We start from the raw sequence: 25,184 nt of genomic DNA, 5'->3' as shown, positions 1-25,184 counted from the left end.
GAAACCACCGCATGACCGACCACGCCCCCGCGCCTCCCCCCGCCCGGGCCACGCTCCGCGGCCGACGCGGAGCCTTCGTCTCCCACCTCCACTCCCTGGCCACCGCCCGGGAATCCGGCGAGGCACACCTCGCGTCGCGCAGCCGCGCCGAACTGGCCGTGCTGAGACGGAGCTTCGTCGGCGGCCAACAGGAGGCGGAAGCGTACGGGCTGGTGATCCCGCACGACCCGCCCGAGGCGGAACTGCGCGTCTGGCTTCTGGTGGCCGGTCTCTTCGCCCTCCGTCCGCTGCCCCGCTCCACCGGCGGTCCCCAGGCGCCGACCCTCGCCAAGTCCCTCGGTGACCTGGCGCGCGACCGAGGCGGCGCCGTGGACCGCCGTTTCACCCAGCTCGTCGCCGTGGAAGGCGCGGCCCTGGAGCACTATCTGCGCCAAGCCGTCCAGCTCCTGCGAGGGACCGGCTCGGGCCTGAACTACCACCGGCTGCTGGACGATCTCGTCGTCCTCCTCCGGCAGGACCCGACCGGCCGCCACACCGAGGAGAGGCAGCGGGTACGGCTGAGCTGGATCCGTGACTACCACACGGCCGCCCGGCCCCGCTCCGCCGACGCCTCCGACCCGGACACGGCCGACGCCTCAGACGCGTACTTCGCCACGGAACCGGCAACGGCTCAGGCCCCGAAGGAAACCGAATGATCATCGAACTCCACCTCCTCCAGTCCTTCCCGGTCAGCAACCTCAACCGGGATGACATCGGCCAGCCCAAGACCGTGCGGTTCGGCGGGGCCACCCGGGCCCGCGTGTCCAGCCAGTCGCTGAAGCGCGCCGCCCGTGAACTGTTCGCCAAGCGGGGGCTGGGCGCGGACGAGCTGGGCCTGCGCACCAAGCAGCTCCCCGAGCGCGCCGGTGCGCTGCTCGCCGAACGCCGTGGCTGTGACCCGGCGGAGGCGCAGTCCGTCGCCGCGGAGGGCCTGGCCACCTTCGGCTTCGGCGTGACGGAGGACCGGGGGCGCTCCGAGTACCTGCTGTACGTGGGTCCGGACGCGGTCCGCTACCTCGCCGACTACTGCCAGGAGAACTGGAAGGCGCTCCACGACGCCGTGGAGAAGAAGCGGAAGTCCACGTCCGGGAAGGGCCGGACCAAGGCCAAGCCGAACAAGCAGCAACTCGCCGAAGCCAGGAAGGTGTTCGACGCCACCCGCGTCGCCGACATCGCCCTCTTCGGCCGCATGGTCGCCGACAACCAGGACTTCTCCGTCATCTCGGCCAGCCAGGTGGCCCACTCCCTGTCCACCCACGCGGTGGCCAACGAGTTCGACTTCTACACGGCGCTGGACGACATGCGTCCGGCGGCGGAACCGGCCGCGGACATGATGGGCACCATCGACTTCAACGCCGCCTGCTACTACCGCTACGCCAACCTCGACACCGACCGCCTCCTCCGCAACCTCTTCGGCGAGGACACCGCGTCACCCGCGGCGCTGACCACCGAGGACGCCGACCTGCTGACCCGCAGCGTCCGGGCCTGGCTGCTCTCCTTCGTCCACGCCGTTCCCAAGGGCAAGCAGAACTCCATGGCCGCGCCGACCGTCCCCGACACGCTGCTCGGAGTCGTCCGCACCGACGGCGCGTGGAACCTGGCCAACGCCTTCCTCTCACCCGTCGGTGACGTCCCCGACCTGATGGAGGCGTCCGCGGAACGCATGACCCGTTACTTCCACGAGATCCGCGCCTTCTACGGTGACGGGGAGATCCGCGACGTCTGTTACGGCGCCCTCCAACCGGCCGGCACCGGCGGTGACCACCAGCCGCCGGGATCCCGACGGGCCGCGGGCGTCGAGGCGTTCGTCGACGGTCTCGTCGGCGCCGCGGGGCTGTGAGGCGCGGCACGGCCATGGCCACCCTCACCATGCGTTTCGACGCCCCCCTCCAGTCCTGGGGCACCGCGTCCCGCTTCGACCGCCGCGACACCGCGCGGGAACCCACCAAGTCCGGCGTCGTGGGGCTCCTCGCCGCGGCTCTCGGCATCCCCCGGGACGCGGACCGCCGCATCGCCGAACTCGCCCGGCTGCCCCTGGGCGTACGCGTGGACCGCGAAGGCGACCTGGAGCGTGACTACCACACGGTCTCGCGGGTCCCGAACACCGAAGGCGGTGCCGGTGCCACCGTCGTCAGCGAACGTTTCTACCTCTCGGGCGCGCTCTTCCTCACCGCCGTGGAAGGCGAGACCGACGAAATTCACCGTCTCTACCACGCGCTCCGCCACCCCCGCTGGCCCCTCTACTTCGGCCGTAAGGCGTTCGTGCCGGCCCTGCCCGTGGTCCAGCCGGACATCACCGAATCGGTCCGCGCGTGGTCGCTGGACGAGGCGCTCGCCGAGCACCCCTGGCTGGAGAACCGGCCGACCGAGGTGCGGAGGGCACGTGATCTTCTCGCCCAGGGCACCCCCCTCCACCTGCGTACCGTGCGTGACACGGCCCCCGTCTGCGAGCGGGCAGAACTGCGCCACGACCATCCCGTCTCCTTCTCGCTCCGCCGTCACCGGCACGGGCCGCGCGCGGTCCGCACCGACCACGTGCCCGTGACGGAGGCTGTGCTCCGGCCGCTCGCCGGCCCGGCGGCCCCCGCGTACCGCGCCACCGCACCGAAGGACACCGGAGTGTGCGATACCGCAGGATCGGACACCCCATGAGTCTCTGGCTGACCCGTCTCACCCCTGACCTCCGCCGGGGAGACGTCCTGAACGACCTGAACGACGCCCACTGCATGCACCGGCGTGTCATGTCCCTCTTCCCGGCGTGGTCCTCACCGACCCCCCGCAGTGAGGTGGGGGTCCTGTTCCGCACGGAAGCGGAGCGAGGCGTGGTCCGCGTGCTCGTGCAGAGCGTCGTCCGGCCCGACGTCTCCCGCCTCCCCGAGGGCTACGCCGAAACGGGCATGGTGCGGCTCAAGAGTCATCTCGACGTGCTCACGGAGGGCATGCGGGTCCGCTACCGCATCGCCGGGAACCCCTCCAAGCAGCTCAACGGTCCCCAGGAGAACGGATGGGGGCGCGCCGGGCAGCGCGTATCCCTGTTCGGGGAGGCGGCCGAGGAGTGGTGGCGCCTCCGCGCCGCCAAGGCCGGCCTGCACCTCGAGTCCGCCCTGATGAGCCCCCGCCACCCCCTGACCAGCCGGACACCCGGCCGGACACGCATGAAACACCACCTCGCCCAGTTCGACGGCACGGCCACCGTGCGGGACCCCGCCGCTCTTCGGCATGCGGTCCGCGAGGGAATCGGGAGGGGGAAGCCGTACGGGTGCGGTCTGTTGAGCGTGGTGCCCTTGCGACGGGAAGAGGCCGGCCGGGGGAGAGACGCCTCGTGAAGGAGGCGCCGCACCGCCTTCTTTCTCGGCGGGAACCGCCCGTTGCCGGGCCCGGCGGCCCGGAGCGTGCGACGATACCGGCATGAACCGACTGGCCGATTCCCAGTCGCCGTACCTCCTCCAGCACGCCGCCAATCCTGTGGACTGGTGGCCATGGGGAGAGGAGGCGATGCAAGAGGCAAAGAGGCGCGACGTACCCATCCTTCTGTCGGTGGGCTATTCGTCGTGCCACTTAGCCGGCTGACCACTGGTGTCACGTGATGGCGCACGAGAGCTTCGAGGACGAGGAGACCGCCGCCTACCTCAACGGGCACTTCGTCGCCGTCAAGGTCGACCGTGAGGAGCGGCCCGACATCGACGCCGTCTACATGGAGGCGGTGCAGGCCGCCACCGGGCAGGGCGGCTGGCCCATGACCGTGTTCCTGACGCCCGACGCCGAGCCTTTCTACTTCGGGACCTACTTCCCGCCCGACCCGCGGCACGGGATGCCCTCCTTCCGGCAGGTGCTGGAGGGGGTGACGGCCGCGTGGCGTGACCGGCGGGAGGAGGTGGGGGAGGTGGCCGGGCGGATCGTCGGCGAGTTGTCGCAGCGCAGCCTGGCCGTCGCCGGCGGGCCGCCGCCCGGCGCCGACGAGCTGCATCTCGCGCTGATGGCGCTGACGCGTGACTTCGACGCGGTGCGCGGTGGTTTCGGCGGGGCGCCGAAGTTCCCGCCGTCGATGGTGCTGGAGTTCCTGCTGCGCCACCACGTCCGCACGGGGTCCGCCGCCGCCCTCGACATGGTGACGGCGACCTGCGAGGCCATGGCGCGGGGCGGGATCCACGACCAACTGGGCGGCGGTTTCGCGCGGTACTCCGTGGACAACGGGTGGGTCGTGCCGCACTTCGAGAAGATGCTGTACGACAACGCCCTGCTGTGCCGTGTCTACGCGCACCTGTGGCGGGCCACCGGCTCGGACGCGGCGCGGCGGGTGGCGTTGGACACCGCCGACTTCCTGGTCCGGGAGATGCGTACGGAGCAGGGCGGTTTCGCCTCCGCCCTGGACGCGGACAGCGACGACGGCGAGGGCCGGCATCGGGAGGGCGCCTACTACGTGTGGACTCCCGAACAGCTCCGGGAGACGCTGGGGGAGGCGGACGCCGAGCTCGCCGCCGACTACTTCGGCGTCACCGAGGAAGGGACCTTCGAGGAGGGCGCGTCCGTCCTGCAACTGCCGGACAGCGAGCGGCTGGTGGACGCGGAGCGGATCGCCTCGATCCGGGAACGGCTGCTGGCCGCCCGCGCCCGGCGGCCCCGGCCCGGACGGGACGACAAGATCGTCGCCGGGTGGAATGGCCTGGCCGTCGCCGCGCTCGCCGAGACCGGCGCCTACTTCGACCGCCCCGACCTGGTCCAGGCCGCGACGGACGCCGCCGACCTGCTCGTCCGCACCCACATGGACTGGAACGCCCGCCTCTTCCGCACCTCCCTGGACGGCGTCGCCGGTGGTCACGCGGGTGTGCTGGAGGACTACGCCAACGTGGCGGAGGGCTTCCTCGCACTGTCCTCCGTCACCGGTGAGGGTGTCTGGGTGGACTTCGCGGGGCTGCTGCTGGACACCGTTCTGATCCGGTTCCGTGACGAGGAGGGGGCTCTGTTCGACACGGCGGACGACGCCGAGGCCCTGATCCGTCGTCCGCAGGATCCGACGGACAACGCCACTCCTTCCGGGTGGACCGCGGCCGCCGGAGCGCTCCTTGCCTACGCGGCGCTCACGGGCAGCGCGCCGCACCGGGAAGCGGCCGAGCGGGCGCTCGGGGTGGTCCGGGTGCTCGGGCCCAAGGCGCCGCGCTTCATCGGCTGGGGGCTGGCGGTGGCCGAGGCGCTGCTCGACGGGCCGTACGAGGTCGCCGTCGTCGGCCCCCTCGAGGATCCGGCCACCCGGGAACTGCATCGTGCCGCCCTGCTCTCCCGGCGACCGGGGCTGGCCGTCGCCCTGGGAGAGCCGGCCTCCGCGACGGCCGCCGAGGTGCCGCTGCTGGCGGACCGGCCGCTGCTGGCCGGCCGCCCGGCCGCGTATGTGTGCCGGGGCTTCACCTGTGACGCGCCGACCTCGGATCCGGAGGAGCTGGCGGCGAAGCTGAGGGGGAGGTGAACCCGCCCGGGGGCGGGGAGGCGCTCAGAGGCTGAGGCCCCGTTCCAGCATGTCCAGCGCACGCCGCAGGTAGTCGAGCGGATCGCCGGTCTGGCCCTCGTCCACCCACACCATCACCGCCTCCTGCATGGCGGCCAGCACGGCGGTCGTCACGACGCGCAGTTCGAAATCGTCCTCCGGACGGCCGGTGCGCTCGGCCAGGACGGAGCGCAGGAGGCGCGCCGACTCGACCATGCCCTCGCCCGCGCGGGCGCGCAGGCTGGGGACGTCCCGGATCAGCCGGCTGCGCATCCGCATCTCGGGGCCGGCGGCGCCGATGATGTCCCGCAGGCCTTCCAGGACGGTGTTGCGGATCGCGCGCAGGGGAGGCTCGTCGGCCGGGCGGGACCGGAGCGCCGCCTCCAGGACGGGGTCGTGCTCGTCCGTGAGGACGATGTCCTCCTTGGTCGGGAAGTACCGGAAGACGGTGCTGGGCGAGACGTCGGCGGCCTCCGCGATCTGGTCCACCGGCGTCGCGTCGTACCCCTGCTCCTCGAAGAGCCGGTAGGCGGCGTCGCGGATCGCCTGGCGGGTCTGGATCTTCTTCCGTTCACGCAGCCCGAGCCGGGGACCCGGCTGGGCGGTGGGGGAGGTTGGTGCGGAGGCCATGACCGTCATTGTCGGGCATCCGGTGTTTCGACGACCACAGCGGCAGCCACAGCGGAGTCCGCAGCGGTCGGCGCCGCGGCGGGTGGGCCGGGCCGCCGTACGCGGCCGCCGGGCAGGAAGACGGCGATCAGGAGCGCCGCCGCGAAGGCGGTGCCGGCGCAGGCCAGCAGGGCCAGGTCCATGCCGTGCAGGTAGGCGGCGTCCGCCGAGCGGGTCAGGGCGGCGTCGCCGAGCCCGGCCGCCACCTGGTGGGCCGCGGTGACCGACTCCTCCGCCGCCTCCGCGGCGGCGGCCGGCATCCGGGGCGTCTCCAGGTGCGCGCGGTACGCGGCGGTGAGCAGGCTGCCCAGGATCGCGACGCCGATCGCCCCGGAGACCTGGCGCAGCGTCATGAGCAGTCCCGAACCGACCCCCACCCGCTCCCGGGGCAGTGCGCCCAGGGCGCTGTCCATGGCGGGGATCAGAGCGATGCCGACGCCGGCACCGGCCAGGACCAGCCAGGCCGCGGTGAGCGCGTAACCGTCGCCCACGGTGGTCCGGCTGCCGAGCAGTGTGCCGAGGCCGAGCAGGACGAGTCCGGCGGGGATGACGACGCGCACGCCCAGTCGGCGGGTCAGCGGCGGCGCGAGCCGGGAGGCGATCAGCATGCCGACCGGCATGGGGATCATGCGCAGACCGGTGCCGAAGGCGTCGTTGCCGCGCACGGTCTGGAGGTAGGAGGGCAGGAAGAACAGCAGGCCGGTGAAGATGAACATCGCCAGGGCGGCGGCGATGGTGTTCCACCGGAAGCCGCGGTGCCGGAGCAGCGTCAGGTCGAGCATCGGCCGTTCCTGTCGACGTGATCGCAAGGTGAGCAGGGTGAGCAGGACGACGGCGGCGGTGAGCGTGCCGAGGACGGCCGGGGAGGTCCAGCCGCGGTCGGGGCCCTCGGTGACGCCGTAGACGAGCGCTCCGAGGCCGCCGACGGTGAGCACGGTGGCGAGCCCGTCGACGCCGGGGGCCGCGGGGGCCTTCATCTCCGGGAGCAGGAAGCGGCAGGCGACGACGGCCACGCCGACGAGCGGCACGTTGACCAGGAAGACCGAGCCCCACCAGAAGTGGTCGAGCAGCAGCCCGCCGATGATCGGTCCGAGGGGCAGGCCGAGCGCGGAGGCACCGGATACCGCCCCGATGGCCTTGCTCCGCTCGTCGGGTGTGAAGAGGGCGGGGAGCACGGACATGGCGAGCGGCATGATGAAGGCCGCGCCGACTCCCATGATCGCGCGGGCGGCGATGGCGGTGCCCGCGTCCTGGGCGAAGGTGCCGACGAGCGAGCCGGCGAGGAAGACGACCAGGCCGGCGACCAGCGTGCGGCGACGGCCGAAGCGGTCGCCCAGCAGGCCCGCGGGGAGCATCAGTGCCGCGAAGACGACGAGATAGGAGTCGGCTATCCACTGCAGGGTGCCGGCGTCGGCGTCGAGTTCGACGGCCATGGTCGGCAGGGCCACGTTCAGGATCGTGCCGTCGAAGCCCAGCACGAGCATGCAGGCGACGATCGCGGCCAGGGCCCACCAGCGGCGGGGATCGGGGCGGGGTTCCGCGTGGGTCGGGGACGGGGTGGGCGTGGTGGGCACGGCGCTCCTCCGGGCAGCTCTGTCTGTTCCGTTCTTTTGACAGTAACTCTCAAAAGAACGGAACAGTCAATTATTGGCGCGCCCCTTGCCGCTTCCTGACGTAGCGCTGATTGTCAGTGGGGTGTGTCACGCTGTGTACAGGGAAGGGGAACGGTCGGTAAGAAGCCGAACGAAGGGGGTGTCCCGGATGGGTGTCGTGGTGAACGCCGGTGCCGTACTGATCGCGACGCTGAGCGTGGGTGCGTACCTGGCCGCCGGTGAGCCGGCGGTGGTGGCCGTGGTGCTGGCCGGCGTCGGGGGGCTGGCGTGGTGGGTGGCCGTGACCTCGCGGCCGCGCGCGCTGCGGAGGGTGCGCCGGGAACGGAACGCGCCCCGGCCGCTGCCGGACGGCCGGTGGGACGGGCCGTCGGGTGCGCGGAACGGGGCGCGAGTAAAGGAAGGCTGGTCAGGCGTGCGTATAGGCCACCAGAGAGATGCCGACGTAGTGCACGACGAAGGCCGCCAGCGTCAGTGAGTGGAAGACCTCGTGGAAGCCGAACCAACGGGGTGACGGATTCGGACGCTTGATGCCGTAGATGACGCCGCCCACGCTGTAGAGGAGGCCGCCGACGATCACCAGGACGAGTACGGCGATGCCGCCCTTGCGCAGGAAGTCGGGCAGGAAGAAGACGGCCGCCCAGCCCATCGCGATGTAGCAGGGGGTGTAGAGCCAGCGCGGCGCGCCGACCCAGAAGACGCGGAAGGCGATGCCGGCCGCGGCCGCGGCCCAGACCGCCCAGAGCAGCAACTGGCCACGTCCGCCCGGGACCAGGAGCATGGTGAGCGGCGTGTAGGTGCCGGCGATGATCAGGAAGATGTTGGCGTGGTCGAGGCGGCGGAGCACGGCCGTGACCCGGGGGCTCCAGTCGCCTCGGTGGTAGAGGGCGCTGATGCCGAACAGCAGGCATGCGCTGAGGACGTAGACGGCGCAGGCGATCCGGCCGCGGGTGCTGTCCGCGAGCGCGGTGAGGAAGACGCCGGCGATCAGGACGGCGGGGAACATCCCGGCGTGCAGCCAGCCGCGGAGGCGCGGCTTGACGACTTCCGGCAGCGGTTCGGGGCAAGAGGGGGAAGGCGCGGTGGTCGCGGCACCGGCGGGAGTTGCGGGCGCGACATGCGCCGCGTCGGACGCGGGTGTCATGGGGCAATGCTACCTACGCGACCGTAGGTTACGGGCTGGTATCACGTGGCGATGGTCACGGGAGTGCCCCCTGGACAGAACCGAAACGGAGTCGGATGATCAAATGAGTGCGGGCGGCACCGGATGAGCGGTCACGAAGCGTCTGGGTCGCAGCCCCCAAGGGGCGAATGTGCAGAAACGGACCAACTGCCGGGTCAGGCACGCGGATGGCCCGTTACCACCCTCAACATGTGACGCCGGGCGCCCCCTGGGTCCCCGGCGGGACGGAGCGATCGTGGCGCGCGCAAATGCGGCTCCCACCACCCCCACCAACCACCAGGAACTGATCTCCTGGGTCGATGAGATCGCCGCCCTCACCCAGCCGGACCGGGTCGTCTGGTGCGACGGCTCCGAGGCCGAGTACGAGCGCCTGTGCGAGGAGCTCGTCGCCAAGGGCACCTTCCGGAAGCTCGACCCGGTCAAGCGCCCCAACTCCTACTACGCCGCCTCCGACCCCTCGGACGTGGCGCGCGTCGAGGACCGTACGTTCATCTGCTCCGCCAAGGAGGAGGACGCCGGCCCGACCAACCACTGGAAGGACCCCGCCGAGATGCGGGAGATCTTCCAGGGCGAGAAGGGCATCTTCCGCGGCTCGATGCGCGGCCGGACCATGTACGTCGTGCCCTTCTGCATGGGCCCCCTCGGCTCGCCGCTCTCCGCGATCGGCGTCGAGATCACCGACTCCGCGTACGTCGCCGTCTCCATGCGCACCATGACCCGCATGGGACAGCCGGTCCTCGACGAGCTGGGCACCGACGGCTTCTTCGTCAAGGCCGTCCACTCGCTCGGCGCCCCGCTGGCCGAGGGCGAGACCGACGTGCCCTGGCCGTGCAACTCCACCAAGTACATCTCGCACTTCCCCGAGGACCGCGAGATCTGGTCCTACGGCTCCGGCTACGGCGGCAACGCCCTGCTGGGCAAGAAGTGCTACGCCCTGCGCATCGCCTCCGTCATGGCCCGCGACGAGGGCTGGCTCGCCGAGCACATGCTCATCCTCAAGCTCACCCCGCCGCAGGGCGAGGCCAAGTACGTGGCCGCCGCCTTCCCGTCCGCCTGCGGCAAGACCAACCTCGCCATGCTGGAGCCCACCATCTCCGGCTGGACGGTGGAGACCATCGGCGACGACATCGCCTGGATGCGCTTCGGCGAGGACGGCCGGCTCTACGCGATCAACCCCGAGGCGGGCTTCTTCGGCGTGGCGCCCGGCACCGGCGAGCACACCAACGCCAACGCCATGAAGACCCTGTGGGGCAACGCGGTCTTCACCAACGTCGCCCTGACCGACGACAACGACGTGTGGTGGGAGGGCATGACCGAGGAGCCGCCCGCCCACCTCACCGACTGGAAGGGCAACGACTGGACGCCGGAGTCCGGCACCCCGGCCGCCCACCCCAACGCGCGCTTCACCGTCCCCGCCGCCCAGTGCCCGATCATCGCGCCCGAGTGGGAGGACCCCAAGGGTGTGCCGATCTCGGCCATCCTCTTCGGTGGCCGACGTGCCTCGGCGGTGCCGCTGGTCACCGAGTCCTTCAGTTGGCAGCACGGCGTCTTCATCGGCGCCAACGTCGCCTCCGAGAAGACCGCCGCCGCCGAGGGCAAGGTCGGCGAGCTGCGTCGTGACCCCTTCGCCATGCTGCCGTTCTGCGGTTACAACATGGGCGACTACATGGGCCACTGGATCAAGGTCGGCCAGGCCGCCGCCGAGCGGGGCGACGAGGCGAAGCTGCCGAAGATCTACTACGTCAACTGGTTCCGCAAGGACGCGAACGGGCGCTTCGTGTGGCCGGGCTTTGGCGAGAACGGCCGGGTGCTCAAATGGATCGTCGAGCGTCTGGAGGGCACCGCGGACGGCGTCGAGACGCCCATCGGCGTCCTGCCCACGCGCGAGGCGCTCGACACGAACGGCCTGGACATCGCCGACGCCGACCTCGACCTGCTGCTCTCGGTCGACAAGGAGGTCTGGCGCGAGGAGGCCGCGCTGGTGCCGGACCACCTCAACACCTTCGGCGAGCACACGCCGAAGGAGCTGTGGGACGAGCACCGGGCGCTGGTGAAGCGCCTGGGCTGAGGTGACGGGGCGTGGACCGGGAGGCAGTCCGGTCCCGCCCTGCAGTGTTTTCCGGGGGAGTCCGACCGAGGAGGCCGGGCCCGTCCGGTCCGAGCTGTCCGGCGCGTCCGTCCTGCCCGGCCTTTCGGCCGGTGACGGGGCGTGGCCCAGGCGGTGAGGCGTGGGTCAGACGTCGTCGCTGATCCCGAGTTCCGCCGCGTGCGCCCTCAGCCGTCCCTTGGCCAGGGCCGCGCCGGCGGCGTCGCCGCGCGTGCCGGCGACCACCAGCGCCTGACCGGCCAGCATGTGCGCCCGCTGGTGCAGGGCGTGCACGCGCGCCGGGCCGCCGTCGACCGTCGTGGGCACCGCGCGCAGCGGAGCGTGCCCGCCGCGCAGCCGTTCGACCTGGGCGGCCAGCCGGCGTGCGGCGTCGTCCAGACCGGCGGACGGGGCCAGGGCCCGCAGCTCGTCGGTCACGGTGAGCAGCGCGGTCAGGTGGCCCGCGAGCCGGATGTCGAGCTCCTGCCCCCGGGAGCGGCGCGGCCCGTGCCCGCCGCGCACGGGTTCGGCCATGGTCTGGACCGACTTGGTGCGGATCGGTTCGTACATGGATGGCCTCCAGTCCCTCTTAGAAGGCCATCCTAACTTAGATCCTGTCTAAAGTTGTGTCTCGTACGGGCTCGGTCCGGGTCCGGGGCCCGTCAGGGCTGGCTGTAACCGTCGAGGAAGGTGCCGATCCGCGTGACCGCCTCGGCCAGGTCCTTGGCGTTCGGCAGCGTGACCAGGCGGAAGTGGTCCGGCTCCGGCCAGTTGAAGCCGGTGCCGTGGACGACCATGATCTTCTCGGCGCGCAGCAGGTCGAGCACCATCTGCCGGTCGTCCTTGATCTTGTAGACCTTGGGGTCGAGCCGCGGGAACGCGTACAGCGCGCCCTTCGGCTTCACACACGTCACGCCCGGGATCTGCGTCAGCAGCTCATGGGCCACGTCGCGCTGCTCCAGCAGCCGGCCGCCCGGCAGGACCAGGTCATTGATCGACTGCCGGCCGCCGAGGGCGGTGGCCACCGCGTACTGCGCCGGCATGTTGGCGCAGAGCCGCATGTTGGCCAGGATCGTCAGGCCTTCGATGTAGCTGTCCGCGTGGGCCTTCGGGCCGCACACGGCCATCCAGCCGCTGCGGTAGCCGGCGACCCGGTACGCCTTGGAGAGACCGTTGAAGGTGAGGGTCAGCAGGTCGGGGGCGATGGCGGCGGTCGGGGTGTGGGTGACGCCGTCGTAGAGGATCTTGTCGTAGATCTCGTCGGAGCAGACGATCAGGTTGTGCCGGCGGGCGATCTCCGTGAGGCCGCGCAGCATCTCGTCGTCGTAGACCGCACCCGTGGGGTTGTTGGGGTTGATGATGACGAGCGCCTTGGTGCGGTCGGTGACCTTGCGCTCGATGTCGTCCAGGTCCGGCATCCAGTCGGACTGCTCGTCGCAGCTGTAGTGCACGGCCGTACCACCCGCCAGCGAGACCGACGCCGTCCACAGCGGGTAGTCCGGTGCCGGGACGAGCACCTCGTCGCCGTCGTCGAGCAGCGCCTGCATCGACATCTGGATCAGCTCCGAGACGCCGTTGCCGAGGTACACGTCCTCGACGGACAGCTCGATGCCCTTGGTCTCGTAGTGCTGCACCACCGCGCGCCGGGCGGAGAGCAGGCCCTTCGCGTCGCCGTAGCCGTGCGCGTCGCCGACGTTCCGCAGCATGTCCTCCAGGATCTCCGGAGGGCACTCGAAGCCGAAGATCGCGGGGTTGCCGGTGTTGAGCTTGAGGATGCGATGGCCCGCCGCCTCCAGCCGCATCGCCTCCTCCAGCACCGGACCACGGATCTCGTAGCAGACATTGGCGAGTTTCGTTGACTGGATCACCTGCATGACGGCCACCATACGGGGGCGTGCGACGCCGCGCGCGGGCTTTCGGGGCGCATCCGGCGCGGACGAACGGCGCTGTTCAGGGCGGTTCAGCGGGCCGGAGGGCGGCGGACCGCGCGGCCCGCCAGCACGTCTGTCCGGCGTCCGTCTTCCATCACAAAGCGTCCGGCAATCAGGACATAAGGAATGCCGGTCGGAAGCCGCCGAGGATCTTCGAAAGTGGCACCCGCGGCGATCGTCTCGGGATCGAAAAGCACAAGATCGGCCCGCCGTCCCACGTCGATCAGCCCCCGGTCGGACAGCCGTAACCGGGCCGCGGGCCGGGACGTGAGATGCGCCACGCACTCCTCCGGAGTGAGGATCCCCAGCTCGCGGACGTAGTGCCCGAGGTAGTGCGGAAAGGTGCCGTACGCCCGCGGGTGTGGCTTGGCGCCGTGCAGAATGCCGTCGCTCCCTGCGGTGTGCGCCGGGTGACGCATGACGGTCCGGACGTTCTCCTCGTGCCCGACGTGCAGCAGGACCGTCGTCCCGAGCCGGTCCTCGACCAGCAGCCGACGGGCCGTCGCCCACGGCGATTCGCCGCGCTCGTGGGCCAGCCCGGCGATCGTCCTGCCGACGGGCCCGGTGTCCGGTCGCGCGTGGGCGACCCCCGAGACCTCGACCGCGGCCCAGTCGACGGGGACGCCATGGCTTCCGTCCGAACCCGCCACCTCCAGGTCGTACCGGATCCGGGCGGCCGCCGCCTCGTCGCACAGCCGGGCAAGGACGGCGTCGGGCCCCCCTTCGGCGGCCCAGCTCGGCAGCAGCGACGCGAGCGTCGTGCAGCCGGGGGTATAGGGGTAGCTGTCGAGCGTGAGGTCCACGCCGTCGGCGCGTGCCGCATCGAGCAGGCGCAGCAGCTCGGGTGCGCGCCCTTCATTCCCCGTGAAGTTCAGAACGGTGTGCGCCAGGTGCAGCGCGCACCCGGACTCCCGCGCCACCTCGACCATCTCCGCGTACGCCCGCACGGCGTGCGCGCCGTATGAACGGTGGTGCGGGCAGAAGTATCCGCCGTACCGCGCCACCACGCGGCACAGCCCCGTCAGCTCGCTGTCGTCCGCGTACATGCCCGGCGGATAGGTGAGCCCCGCCGACAGGCCCATGGCCCCCTCTTCCAGCCCCTCCGCCACCAGCCGTCGCATCCGCACCGACTCGGCGTCCGTGGCGGGCCTGTTCTCCCAGCCGACCACCAGCGCGCGGACCGTCCCGTGCGGGACGAGGTACGCGGCGTCGACCGCGATGCCCTCACCGTCGAAACCGTGGTCGAGCCGGTCCAGGTACTCGCCCGTCGTGCGCCAGGTGAAGTCGGTGTCCCGCCCGTCACCGTTCCAGCCGGCGATCTGGGTCCGCACCTCGGCGAGCGTCCGGTCGTCCACGGGCGCGTACGACAACCCGTCCTGCCCGAGCACCTCCAGCGTCACACCCTGCGCGACCTTGGCCTCGTGCGCGGGGTCGCGCAGCAGGGCCAGATCGCTGTGCGCGTGCATGTCGACGAAGCCGGGGGCGAGGGCCAGGCCGTGCGCCTCGACGACGCGCCGCGCGCCCGGGCGGCTTCCCTCGCCCTCGCGGACGATCACGGCGATCCGGCCTTCCGCCACGCCGACGTCGGCGCGGAAGGACGGGCCGCCACCGCCGTCGATCAGGCGGACGTCCCGGAAGACCGTGTCCATGGGCAACCGCCTTTCACCGGCGCCGGACCGGGGCTGCCGGAAGACGCGGGTCCGGGCGCGACCGCCGGGGAGAGCACGCCGATCCGAGGGAGACCATCGCGACCTCTCAGGCCCCGGTGCGGCCCACCCGGACGATACGTCCGCCGGCCGCCTTCCGACAGCCCTTGGCCGGCGCCGTGACCGTCGGCGCTTTCTCAGTCGTCGTCGCCTCAGCCTCGGCCGCCCCGGCCGTCACCGTGTCAGCCGTCGCCGGATCAGAAGAACGTGCGCACGTACTCCGTCACTGTTCCGTCTTCCTCCACCACCGGAATCATCTGCCACTTGTCGAAGGCGGTGCAGGGGTGGGAGATGCCGAGACCGACCCAGTCGCCCACCTCCAGCGGATCGTCCGCGGGCAGGGAGACGAAGGCGTGCTGATCGGCGAGGCCGGTGATCGTCATGTGGCCCACGGGGCGGTGGGTGCCGTCGCGGCCGGAGCGGACGACCTGTACTTCGGGGAGACCGAGGTCGTACGGCGCGTCGCGCTTGCCCGCGTTGAGGTAGGCGCGGCCCGGTTCGGGGCGGGAGACGCACTGGGCCCAGAGGCGGAAGGCCGGGCGCAGGGCACCCTCCGCCGGATGGCGGGCGAAAGGGGTCTTACGGCGGTACTGACCGTCGTCATGGGTGACGTACGCGCCGGAGCGCAGCAGCTTGAGCACCGGCGCGGACAGCTTCGGAAGCTCTCCGAAGACCTCGGCGACCGTATCGAACCACGAGCTGCCGCCCGCGCTGACCACGATCTCCCCGGCCCCGGCGAACCGTCCGGCCGCGTCGAACTCCGCGGCCAGCGATGTCAGATCGCGCAGCCAGGCTCGTACCGACGCCTCGTCGGCGTCCGGGATCTCCGCCTCGTACCCGGCGACGCCCACCAGCCGCAACGTTTCCGCGGCCGCCACGGCGTCCGCGACCAGCGCGCCGTCCGCCGCCGAGCGGACGCCCGTCCGGCCGCCCGCGGCGCCGAGCTCCAAGACGACGTCCAGCGGCCGGCCGGCACCGGCGTCGCGCAGGGCCGCGTCCATCAGCTCGACGCCGCGCACGGAGTCCACGTAGGCGACCAGGCGGAAGTCCGGGTCGGCGGCGAGCTCGCCGACCAGCCAGCGCAGCGCGGCGCCGTCCACCACCTGGTTGGCGAGGAAGATCCGCCGCACACCGAAGGCGCGGTAGACGCGGACCTGGCTGGGCACGGCGGCCGTGATGCCCCAGGCGCCGTGTGCCAACTGCCGCGCGAGGAGAGCCGGGGCCATCGACGTCTTGCCGTGCGGCGCGAAGGCGAGGCCGTGCTCGGCGGACCAGCGTTCCATCAACGCGAGGTTGTGGTCGAGCGCCTCGGCCGACAGGGCCGGCACGGGCGTGGTGAACCCGCCGGTGAACAGGGACCGCCGCTGGGCCGTGAGGGCACCGACGGTCAGGCCCTCCGCGTCCGGGGGCAGCCCCTTGAAACGGTGGTCCACCGGTTCGTGGGCGAGCCGGGCCAGGGCGTCGTCGGCGACGGCCATCGAGCCTCCTCGTTCCTGTGCGGTTCCTGTGCGTCCGGTGCGGCACCCACCGTGCGCACCGCTCGCGGCTGTCTAACATCCGGCGGAACGCCTGGTCAACGGGGGTCATCAGCGGTCAGAGGGAGTCACAGGCGGTCGGGGGCGGTGCGGAAGGAGCCGGGCCCGGGCCGGGCGGCGGGGCGGTCGGGTGCCGGGCCGGGCGGCGGGCGGGGCGGGTGCCGGGCCGGTGGATCCCCGCGACCGCCCGCCCGGCCCGCGCGGCGTCCATCGCCCGGCCGCCCACCGCCCGCTCGGACCCCGGCGGCCGGACCCGCTACCGCTTCGAGCAGTACTGCTGTTCCTTCCCGATCGACCGGTACATGCAGTCCGCGTTCTCCAGTAGTTGGAGCACCGCGTCCCGGTTGCGCGCCGTTTCCCGGTCGATCACCGAGGCCGGCGGGTAGAAGCCGCCGCCGCCCGCGCCGGTCGGGTACATCTCGAAGGTGTAGGCGAAGATCTTCTGCTCGCCCCACAGCCAGTCGTCGATGGTGCCGTCGGTGATGTACAGGTCGCTGGACTGCTCGGCCGTGTACCCGTTGCTGGCCGCCATCGCCTTGCCCACCTTGGCGAACGCGTCGTGGTCGTCCTGGGTCATGCCCGACGCCGTGTCGTCGTACGTCCAGCCGAACGGCCACATCACCAGTTCGCTGTAGGTGTGGAAGTCGATCGCGGCCTTGATCCGCTGCCTGCCGCCGACGACCCGGCCGCGGACGAAGTCGGCGACGACCTTGACCTCGGGTGCCGACTCGGCGGCGCGGCCGCGGTAGGTCTCCGATCCGGTGCTGCCGGAGGAGCCGCCGCAGCAACCCCACTTGTAACCCCAGTTGCGGTTGAGGTCGGTGCCGATGTTCGAGGAACCGGAGTTGGGCTGTCGGTTCTTGCGCCAGTTGCGGTAGGTGCCGGTGGCGATGTCGTATTCGCCACCGTCGGGGTTGACATCCGGGACGATCCAGATCACCCGCTCGTCGACCATCTTGGTGACCCGGGGGTCGGAGCCGTAGCCCTTGCCGAACTCGTTGAGCAGGTAGAGGGCCATCTCGACGGTCAGATGCTCGCGAGCGTGCTGGTGGGCGGTGAAGAGGACCTCCGGCTTGGCGTCGTCCGGCTTGGCGCCGGAGCTGATCCGGACGGCGACGATGTCGCGGCCCTCGTGGCTCTTGCCGATGACCCGCTTGCTCATGATCGAGGGGTGGGCGGCGACTCCGGCGTCGATCTCCGCCATGGCCTCACGGTAGTTGTGGTACTTGGCGTCGCGGGACGGGAAGTCGTGCGGGACGGGCCGTTCGCCCCCGGTGCGGTCCGGCGGGCCGGGCAGTTCGGTCACCCGGTGGCCGAGGCGGCGGACGCGTTCGGCCTGGGCCGCGTCGGCCGTGATGACGACGGTGTTCCCGTGGACGGCGTCGATGGACGCGCCGGTCGCGGCGACGGCGGTGCGCTGGGCGGCGGTGCGGGGGCCTCTGACCTCGTAGGAGTGGGTCGTGTCGGCCGTGCGGGCCGGGCCGTCGCCGCCTGGTGAGGAGAGGGCGGGCGCGGCCAGCGCGAGGGACGAGAGGCAGAGGGCGGTGGCGAGGGCGGCTGCCCGGCCGCCGGAGGAACGCGGTCGCATGACGGCCTCCTGGGGGGTCCGGTGTGTGCGACGGGTGGGGGGTGTGGCCGGGGTTGCCTCGTCAGTGTCAAGACGATGACATGAGCAGGTCAAGGACTGCGGTGTGAGCGATTCCGGCCAACTTACACGTCACACGGGCCCGGTTGATTGCGCGCGGCCTCAAGGCCACCAACAATGCACATGCCAAATCGGAACGCACTCCGTCCGGAGAGGACCACCCCCCATGAGACGACCTCTCGTCGGCGCACTGACCACCCTGCTGCTCGGCGGCGCCGCCGTGACCGGCGTCGGTGCCGCACCCGCCGGCGCCGCGCCACGGACCGGCGACACCGCCGCGACGGTCACAGCGGCTCCGGCGGCCAAGGCCAAGCCCAAGGCCGTCGACTTCGCCGGCACCGTCGCCCTCAGCAACTGCTCGGGCTCGCTGATACGCCTCCCCGGCTCGACCGACAACGACCCGGGCCTCGTCCTCACCAACGGGCACTGCCTGGAGACCGGCATGCCGGAGGCGGGCGAGGTCATCGTCAACCAGGCGTCGTCCCGCACGTTCAGCCTGCTCAACTCCAGCGCGGGCAAGGCCGGCACGCTGCGCGCGAGCAAGGTCGCGTACGCCACGATGACCGACACCGACGTCACCCTGTACCAGCTCACCACCAGCTACGCGCAGATCAAGAAGAGCTACGGGATCGACGCCCTGAGCCTCTCCGCCGACCACCCCGCCGCCGGTACGCCGATCAAGGTCGTCTCCGGATACTGGAAGCGGATCTACTCCTGCAACGTGGACGGGTTCGTCCACGAGCTCCGTGAGGGCGGCTGGACCTGGAAGGACTCCCTGCGCTACACGCCCTCCTGCAACACCATCGGGGGCACCTCCGGCTCACCGGTCGTTGACGTGAACACCGGCAAGGTGATCGCCGTCAACAACACCGGCAACGAGAACGGCGAGCGGTGCACGGAGAACAACCCCTGCGAGGTGGACGAGAACGGCAAGGTCACCGTCCGGCGCGGCATCAACTACGCCCAGCAGACCTACGGCATCGCCAAGTGCGTGACCAAGGGCAACCGGGTCGACCTGAGCCTGCCGGGCTGCACGCTGCCCAAGCCGTAGCCGCGGCGGTGGCATGAGGGCGGGGCCCGCCGGACGATCCGGCGGGCCCCGCCACGGGTGGTGTGCGGGGCCGCTACGGCAGCCCGTGGACGTGCGGGCCGACCGCGTTCGACCAGGCGTTTCCGTTGCTCGCGTCCCAGTTCGTCGACCAGGTCATCGCACCCCGGATGCCCGGATACGTCTTCGCGGGCTTGAACGAGCCGCAGCCGGCGCCCTTGGCCAGACAGTCCAGGGCGTTGTTCACCACGGACGGGTCCACGTAGCCGCTGCCGGCGCCGCGCGGGGAGGCCGGCAGGCCGAGGCCGACCTGCGAGGGTGCGAGCCCGCCCTCCAACTGGATGCAGGCCAGCGCGGTGAGGAAGTCGACCGATCCCTGGGAGTACACCTTGCCGTCGCAGCCCAGCATGGAACCGCTGTTGTAGAACTGTGTGTTGACGACCGTCAGGATGTCCTTGATGTTCAGCGCCGTCTTGAAGTAGCTCGCCGACGTCGACTGCATGTCGAGCGTCTGCGGCGCCATGGTGATCACGAGCTTGTCCCCGGCCTTCGCCGACAGGGCGCGCAGGGCCTGCGTCATGTACGTGGGGTCGAGCCCGTTCTCCAGGTCGATGTCGACGCCGTCGAAGCCGTACTTCTGCATCAGCCGGTACACGCTGTCCGCGAAGTTGGCGGCGGACGCGGCGTCGTTGACGCGCACGCTGCCCCGCTCGCCGCCGACGGAGATCACCACTGACTTGCCGGCCGCCCGTTTGGCCGCGATGTCGGCCTTGAAGTCCGCCTCGCCGTAGCGCAGGCCGGGATCGAGCGTGAAGTCCACGGCGCCCGGGGTGGAGGTGGCGTCGGCGAACGCGACGGCGATGATGTCGTACGAGGACTGCACGTCGCTGATCCGCTGGACCTTGGCGCCGTTGTCGAAGTTCTGCCAGTAGCCCGTCACCGCGTGCTTGGGCACGGTGGGCTGCTGCCCGCCGGCCGCCGCCGTCGTGACGGTGATCTCGGCGGAACGAGGCGACTCGCCCGCCGCGTTGACCGCCGTGACCTGGAAGCGGTAGGTCGTGGAGGGGGCCAGTCCGGTGACGGTGGCCGAGGCCCCGGTGGCCGACTGTGCCTTCGTCCCGTCGCGGTAGACCTGGTAGCCGGTGGCGCCGGTGACCGGGTTCCAGGAGAGGTCCACGGACGAGGAGGTGGTCCGGCCGGCCGCCAGACCGCCGGGGGCGGAAGGCACCGGGTCGCCGGGGTCGCCCGGATCACCGCCGCCGGGACCCGTGAGGGTGACGTCGTCGGCGAAGTAGGCGCTCTGGCCGTACCACCCGTGCGTGTAGATGGTGACGGAGGTGGTGTTGGGGCCGGTGGTGAAGGAGGTGGTGAGTTCCTTCCAGTCCGAGCCCGTCCCCGGGGTCCAGGTGGAGACGTCGGTGGTGCCGGTGCCGCTCGCGCCCAGATAAACGTACGAGCCCTGCACCCAGGCGCTCAACCGGTAGGCGGAACCGGGCTTGACGGCGACGGTCTGCGCGCAGCGGGCGTTGTCGAGCCCGCTCGGGGCGGCCTTGAGGGCGGCGGTACCGGAGTGAGCGGGGGTGCCGGTGGTGCCGCTGTCGCCGGAGCAGGACCAGGGGGACAGGCCGTTCTCGAAGCCGGCGTTCTTGAGGAGGTTGGGATCGGCTGTGGCTGTGGCTGTGGCGGAGGCGGGTGCCGGTGCGGTGGGGGCCGCGTGCGCGAGGCCGGCGCCGGTGGCGGACGCGCCTCCGGCGGCCAGGGCGAGCGCGGCCAACAGACCGGCTGTGCGGCGGGCTCGTCCGCCTTCCCTCGGAGAGGGCCCGGGGGTCGGGCGGGTACAGCCGGGGTGCGCGTTTTGGCGTGGGCGATCCACTACTGCCTCCGGTGGGGGGAAAGTTGACACGATGAGTGGGGGGTATCGCTGCGAAGGAGGGTGGCCACCGCCTGGAGCGTGAGGATGGTTCAGACCAATCCATCCGTCAAGGGGCGGGGCGAGGCGGTCTCGGTAGGGGCTCCTTCGTGACACGGCTGTGAGGTGTGATGCGGCCGTGGTGCGTGGGGCGGTCACGAGGGGTGAAGTGCCCCCGGAGTGCGAGATGCGAGACGACCGGGATGTGCGGTGCCGACCGGTTGAGGCGCGGGTCTGCCTGGTACGGAAAAGAGCCCCGCTCCGCGCGGAAACGGACCGGGAGGGCGGGACGAACCCGAAGCGGGCCGGTTCGGAGGAACTGTTCCGGGCCGCCCCGTTCGTGGATAAAGTGCGGGGCGCCGACGCGTGCGGGGCGCCGGCGCCGAGCAGAGTCGATCCATGGCCGCCGGGGCACCGGGGGCCGGAGCGGACGGGGATGCGGACGTGCCGATTGCGATAGCGGTCACCAGCCCCGACCTGGTGCTGCCCGCTCCCGACGGCCCGGCCCCGACCGCGGCCGCCCTCCAGCCGCCCGAGGCGCAGGCGTTGGAGACCGCGGTGGCCCAGGCGTCCGTCCTGCTCGACCAGTGCGGCCACCTGCTCGTCGTCCACTCCGACGCGCTCCCCGCCGCCTACGTGCGTCGGTTGCACACCGTACGGTCGGTTCTGGAGAGCGACCGGATCGCCCTGCTGCCCGTCGCCCTGCCGCCGCTGGCGGTCGGCGTCCTGGCCCGCCAGCTACGCCAGTTGTCGGTCTCCGACCTCGGCCCCGGGGTGCTGGCCTCCGCCACCCGCCTGCTCGCCCACTACATCTACGCGGGTGCCCAACTGGCCAGTGTCGCGCGCTTCGACCGGGTGCCGGTGGGGCTCGGCCCGCACCTCACCTCACTGCTGCCCGGCGTCCGCTTCGGCGTCCTCGTCAACCCCGCGCCCCGTCTTGTCCGCCCTGGGGGTGAAGACGTTCCGGGGCCCGCGTACCCGACCCGGCTGACCGTCGCCCGCGACGGTCCCCGCAAGGCCGAGGACTGGGTGACGGACGTCCTGGCGCCGGAGTGGCGGGTCGAAGGAGTCCAGGAGGTGTCACCGCTGCCCGGGGAATCCGTCCGCTGGTGGGGCACCCACCGGGCCGTCGAGTTCGCCGCCGCCATCCCCGACCCGTCGATCCTCTACCAGTTGATCGCCTCCGTCCGACGGGAGGAGTGCCGCTGGTGCGGGCTCGAACTCATCGGCGACCGGTGCGGGTTCTGCGCGGTCGGCGTGGGAGCCGCGGCATGAGGGGCGGGTGGCGGGTACGGGCGGGACGGAGTGCCGCCCGAGCGGGTGTCGTACGGCGGAACGCATCATGTGAGACCGCCGGTTGGCGTGATCCCGCAGCTCCGGCCGCGATCCGCCGGCCGGACCCGACCGGGACGCCGACCGGTACGCCGGCCGTGTCGCGGGCTCCGGCTCGCGGGGCGTCTCCCCACGGTGACCCGGCCGCCGGCGGAGGCGTGAACCGGGCGGACCGGGCCGGCCGCGCGGAAGCGGAGGGGGCCACCGCCGAAGGCGGGACTGTCGGCGTGTACGCGATGACGGCGGCCGGGGGTCGGTGTACCGGTCCTGCCGTCGTCACACCGGTCACCCTGGGCGTCCCGGTCACCCCGGCCGTCCCGGTCACCCCGGCCGTCCCGGCCACCCCAGCCGTCCCGGCACCGGCCGGGCCCTCGCCGGTCGCTCACGCACCGATCGTCCCCGCGCCCGTCGACGGAGCGCCCGGCGAGGCGCCGGGCCGACGCCGCACCCCAACCGAAGCCCCAGTGAGGTCCGCCGCACCATGAACTCACGCCAGCGACGCGGGATCATCCTGCTGCTCCTGTCGGTCCTCTGCGCCGTGGGAGCGGCGGCCGGGGTCTACGCGGTCGTCGAGGACGCCGAGTCGAAGGTCGGGCCGGAGGTCACCGCCTACCGGCTGCGGTCCGACGTCGCGGCCTACCGTGCGCTGGACGAGGGGCAGTTCGAGAAGGTGTCGATGCCCAGACGCTGGCTGCCCGACACCGCGGTGACGAACCTCGCGGAGGTGCGCGGCAAGATCGCCGTCACCCCGCTCCGCAAGGGGTCCCTCCTGCAGAGCGACATGATCGTCAACCGGCCGGCCCTCGCGGCCGGGCAGCAGGAGATCGCCATCATGATCGACGCGGCGACCGGGGTGGCCGGGAAGATCACGCCGGGTTCGAAGGTGAACATCTACGCCACCTTCGACGGCAGGGGTGGCGCGCCGAGCGGCGCCGGTGGCGGCGGCAAGGACGCGAAGGACGCGACTCCCCAGCCGGTGTCGAAGATCATCGTCAGTGGCGCCCGGGTCATCGAGGTCGGCAGGCTCACCCCGCTCGACGGCCGGGGCGGCGGCCGCGCCGGCGCCACCGGCACCCGGCAGGCCGGCGAGGCCGTGCCGATCACCTTCGCCCTGGACACGAAGGACGCCCAACGCGTCGCGTACGCCGAATCGTTCGCGACCCACGTGCGACTGGCCCTGGTGGCGCCGGGTGACGACACCGGCGTGAGCGGGCCCGACCGCACCTACACCCTCGACGGCGACAAGTAGACGGGGGACGTTCCCGGTGACCATCCGCATCCTCCCCGCCCTCGCGGACCCGGAGACCGCCCGTGCCGTCGGGGGGCTCCTCACCCAACTGCCCGGCGTGGAACCGCTGCGCACCGTCGGCGACTCGACTGCGCTCCTCGACGCCCTCTCCGTGCTGGGCGCCGCCTCCCTCTCCGGCCTCCCCGAGGTCGTCCTCGTCCATGAACGGCTGGGACCCGCCCCCGCCCTCGAAGTCGTCCGGGAGGTGGCCCTCCGCTTCCCGGCGACCGGCGTCGTCCTCCTCTCCGCCGACGCCGGACCCGCGCTGTACGCCGCCGCCATGGACTGCGGTGCCCGCGGCCTCGCCGCGCTCCCGCCCTCGTACGACGAGCTCGGCGCCCGTGTCCAGGCCGCCGCGCACTGGGCCACCGGGGTCCGCCGCCATCTGGACGCGGGCCCGGGCGGTGCGGCGGGGGGCGGGCCCGGCGCGGCCGACGGGCGTCTCGTCGCCGTCGTCGGCGCCAAGGGCGGCGTCGGCACGACCGTCGTCGCCGTCCAACTCGCGCTCGCCGCACGTTCCTCCGGCCGTGAGGTGGCCCTGGTCGACATGGATCTCCAGTCCGGCGATGTCGCCTCCTATCTGGACGTCCGCTTCCGCCGGTCGGTCGCCGACCTGGCCGGCATCAGCGACATCTCGCCGCGCGTGCTCCAGGACGCCGTCTTCCCGCACCCCACCGGGCTCGGCCTGCTTCTGGCCCCGGCCGAGGGCGAGCGCGGAGAGGAGATAGGCGATCCGGCCTCCCGGCAGATCGCGGCGGCGCTGCGCCGCCGTTATCCGCTCGTCGTCGCCGACTGCGGCACCCAGATCACGGCGGCGGGCGCGGCCGTCATCGAGACGGCCGACCTCGCCCTGCTGATCACCACTCCTGACGTGGTCTCCGTACGGGCCGCCAAACGCATGGTCCGGCTCTGGGACCGGCTCCAGATCCGCAAGGCGGAGGACACCATGACCGTCGTCAACCGGCACACCCGCTCCGCCGAGGTGCAGCCGCCGCTCGTCGCCCGGACCACCGGGACCCGGGTGGCGCGGACCGTCGTCCCCGCCGCGTACAAGGAGCTGCGGGCGGCCGTCGACTCCGGCCGGATGCAGGACCTGGACGCCCGGTCGGGCGTCCGGCAGGCGCTGTGGACGCTCGCAGGGGAGCTCGGGCTGGCCGGAGCGGCGCCGGGTGTCCGGCCCGGCGGCGGCCCGCGCCGGCACCGGGCGATCGGAGCGGGAGGCTCCGGAGGGACCGGGCCTGTGGCGGGTGTTCCCGGAGCGGTGGGAGATTCCGCGGGGCCGGGGGGTTCCGGGGCGGCGACGGGTGGAGGGACGGGCCCGGAAGGGCTCACCCCCGTCCCGGCGCCCTCGCCCTCACCGTTCCGCCGGTTCCGCAGGTGGGGCGGGGACCGGGGGCAGGTCGCCGTGGAGTTCGCCGGGATCGTCCCCATGATCCTCGTCGCCCTGGCGGTCGTCTGGCAATGCGTCCTGGTCGGCTACACCTACTCCCTCGCCGGCCACGCCGCGGACCGCGCGGCCCGTGCCGGGGCAGTGGGCGGCGACTGCGCGGCAGCCGCCCGGGCCGACCTGCCGGGGGAGTGGCGGACCGGCGCCGTCGACTGCGGCCGCGAGGGCGACGTCTACAAGGCGACGGTGAAGCTGAAGGTGCCCGTGCTGGTGCCGGACGCGGTCGACTGGCCATGGGCGGTGGGCGGCACGGCGGGCGTGGCGCGGGAGGACTGAG

At 72.2% G+C, this 25,184-nt stretch carries 18 protein-coding genes and 1 pseudogene; 10 read left to right on the top strand and 9 right to left on the bottom strand.

What is annotated here, in order from left to right:
- Positions 1-11: 11 nt before the first annotated feature.
- From casB to ACZ6X9_RS03655, 5 genes and pseudogenes are all read left to right on the top strand, one after another.
- A complete protein-coding gene (gene casB / locus ACZ6X9_RS03675; RefSeq protein WP_469776257.1) occupies positions 12-695 on the top strand; it encodes a type I-E CRISPR-associated protein Cse2/CasB in 684 nt (227 codons plus the stop codon).
- The gene (gene cas7e / locus ACZ6X9_RS03670; RefSeq protein WP_469776256.1) at positions 692-1,879 is read left to right on the top strand and encodes a type I-E CRISPR-associated protein Cas7/Cse4/CasC; all 1,188 of its coding nucleotides are present in this window, start codon (positions 692-694) and stop codon (positions 1,877-1,879) included. Before casB ends, cas7e begins: the two co-directional genes overlap by 4 nt.
- Positions 1,880-1,893: 14 nt before the next feature.
- Entirely contained in the window at positions 1,894-2,691 is a 798-nt protein-coding gene (cas5e, locus tag ACZ6X9_RS03665) for a type I-E CRISPR-associated protein Cas5/CasD (RefSeq protein ID WP_469776255.1), read from the top strand.
- Positions 2,688-3,365, top strand: a complete 678-nt coding sequence (gene cas6e, locus ACZ6X9_RS03660; RefSeq protein WP_469776254.1) for a type I-E CRISPR-associated protein Cas6/Cse3/CasE — start codon at positions 2,688-2,690, stop codon at positions 3,363-3,365. Before cas5e ends, cas6e begins: the two co-directional genes overlap by 4 nt.
- Before the next feature lie 82 nt (positions 3,366-3,447).
- Positions 3,448-5,500, top strand: a pseudogene (locus ACZ6X9_RS03655) (thioredoxin domain-containing protein).
- A 24-nt stretch (positions 5,501-5,524) separates the two neighbouring features.
- Here ACZ6X9_RS03655 and ACZ6X9_RS03650 read toward each other — a convergent pair.
- From ACZ6X9_RS03650 to trhA, 3 genes are all read right to left on the bottom strand, one after another.
- On the bottom strand, positions 5,525-6,157 hold the full coding sequence (locus tag ACZ6X9_RS03650; RefSeq protein ID WP_469776253.1) for a TetR/AcrR family transcriptional regulator: 633 nt from the start codon (positions 6,155-6,157) through the stop codon (positions 5,525-5,527).
- Positions 6,154-7,761: an MFS transporter gene (locus ACZ6X9_RS03645; RefSeq protein WP_469776252.1), complete on the bottom strand. Its 1,608-nt coding sequence runs from the start codon at positions 7,759-7,761 to the stop codon at positions 6,154-6,156. Before ACZ6X9_RS03645 ends, ACZ6X9_RS03650 begins: the two co-directional genes overlap by 4 nt.
- Positions 7,762-8,206: 445 nt before the next feature.
- Positions 8,207-8,941 carry a PAQR family membrane homeostasis protein TrhA gene (gene trhA, locus ACZ6X9_RS03640; protein WP_469776251.1) on the bottom strand — a complete coding sequence of 245 codons (735 nt, stop codon included), beginning with the start codon at positions 8,939-8,941 and terminating at the stop codon, positions 8,207-8,209.
- Positions 8,942-9,215: 274 nt separating this feature from the next.
- Here trhA and ACZ6X9_RS03635 point away from each other — a divergent pair, with 274 nt between their 5' ends.
- Entirely contained in the window at positions 9,216-11,048 is a 1,833-nt protein-coding gene (locus ACZ6X9_RS03635) for a phosphoenolpyruvate carboxykinase (GTP) (protein ID WP_469776250.1), read from the top strand.
- Between the two features lie 165 nt (positions 11,049-11,213).
- Here the strand turns inward: ACZ6X9_RS03635 and ACZ6X9_RS03630 are convergent, their stop codons facing one another.
- The 5 genes from ACZ6X9_RS03630 to ACZ6X9_RS03610 all read right to left on the bottom strand — a co-directional run bounded on the left by ACZ6X9_RS03630 (position 11,214) and on the right by ACZ6X9_RS03610 (position 17,826).
- A complete protein-coding gene (locus ACZ6X9_RS03630; RefSeq protein WP_469776249.1) occupies positions 11,214-11,636 on the bottom strand; it encodes an SCO4983 family protein in 423 nt (140 codons plus the stop codon).
- Positions 11,637-11,728: 92 nt separating this feature from the next.
- Entirely contained in the window at positions 11,729-12,940 is a 1,212-nt protein-coding gene (locus tag ACZ6X9_RS03625) for a pyridoxal phosphate-dependent aminotransferase (RefSeq protein WP_469776248.1), read from the bottom strand.
- Between the two features lie 86 nt (positions 12,941-13,026).
- Complete coding sequence (locus tag ACZ6X9_RS03620; RefSeq protein ID WP_469776247.1) at positions 13,027-14,646, bottom strand: N-acyl-D-amino-acid deacylase family protein; 1,620 nt, start codon at positions 14,644-14,646, stop codon at positions 13,027-13,029.
- 254 nt (positions 14,647-14,900) lie between these two features.
- Positions 14,901-16,181 carry an alanine racemase gene (locus ACZ6X9_RS03615; protein ID WP_469776246.1) on the bottom strand — a complete coding sequence of 427 codons (1,281 nt, stop codon included), beginning with the start codon at positions 16,179-16,181 and terminating at the stop codon, positions 14,901-14,903.
- A 313-nt stretch (positions 16,182-16,494) separates the two neighbouring features.
- A complete protein-coding gene (locus ACZ6X9_RS03610; protein WP_469776245.1) occupies positions 16,495-17,826 on the bottom strand; it encodes a M14 family metallopeptidase in 1,332 nt (443 codons plus the stop codon).
- A gap of 223 nt (positions 17,827-18,049) precedes the next feature.
- Between ACZ6X9_RS03610 and ACZ6X9_RS03605 the strand changes: the two genes are divergently transcribed.
- Positions 18,050-18,934 carry a trypsin-like serine peptidase gene (locus ACZ6X9_RS03605; protein ID WP_469776244.1) on the top strand — a complete coding sequence of 295 codons (885 nt, stop codon included), beginning with the start codon at positions 18,050-18,052 and terminating at the stop codon, positions 18,932-18,934.
- 73 nt (positions 18,935-19,007) lie between these two features.
- On the opposite strand, the gene ACZ6X9_RS03600 is transcribed toward ACZ6X9_RS03605, so the two are convergent.
- On the bottom strand, positions 19,008-20,705 hold the full coding sequence (locus ACZ6X9_RS03600) for a chitinase (RefSeq protein ID WP_469776243.1): 1,698 nt from the start codon (positions 20,703-20,705) through the stop codon (positions 19,008-19,010).
- 579 nt (positions 20,706-21,284) lie between these two features.
- Here ACZ6X9_RS03600 and ACZ6X9_RS03595 point away from each other — a divergent pair.
- The 3 genes from ACZ6X9_RS03595 to ACZ6X9_RS03585 all read left to right on the top strand — a co-directional run bounded on the left by ACZ6X9_RS03595 (position 21,285) and on the right by ACZ6X9_RS03585 (position 25,183).
- Positions 21,285-22,115, top strand: a complete 831-nt coding sequence (locus ACZ6X9_RS03595) for a hypothetical protein (protein WP_469776242.1) — start codon at positions 21,285-21,287, stop codon at positions 22,113-22,115.
- Positions 22,116-22,653: 538 nt separating this feature from the next.
- Positions 22,654-23,421, top strand: coding sequence for a Flp pilus assembly protein CpaB (cpaB, locus tag ACZ6X9_RS03590; protein ID WP_469776241.1), 768 nt, complete (start codon positions 22,654-22,656; stop codon positions 23,419-23,421).
- Between the two features lie 16 nt (positions 23,422-23,437).
- Entirely contained in the window at positions 23,438-25,183 is a 1,746-nt protein-coding gene (locus tag ACZ6X9_RS03585) for an AAA family ATPase (protein WP_469776240.1), read from the top strand.
- Position 25,184: the final 1 nt, after the last annotated feature.

It is taken from the genome of Streptomyces sp. NPDC052910, from assembly GCF_055585605.1.
The sequence above is the reverse complement of the archived record's forward strand: the minus strand, read 5'-3'. Positions and strand labels throughout refer to the sequence as shown.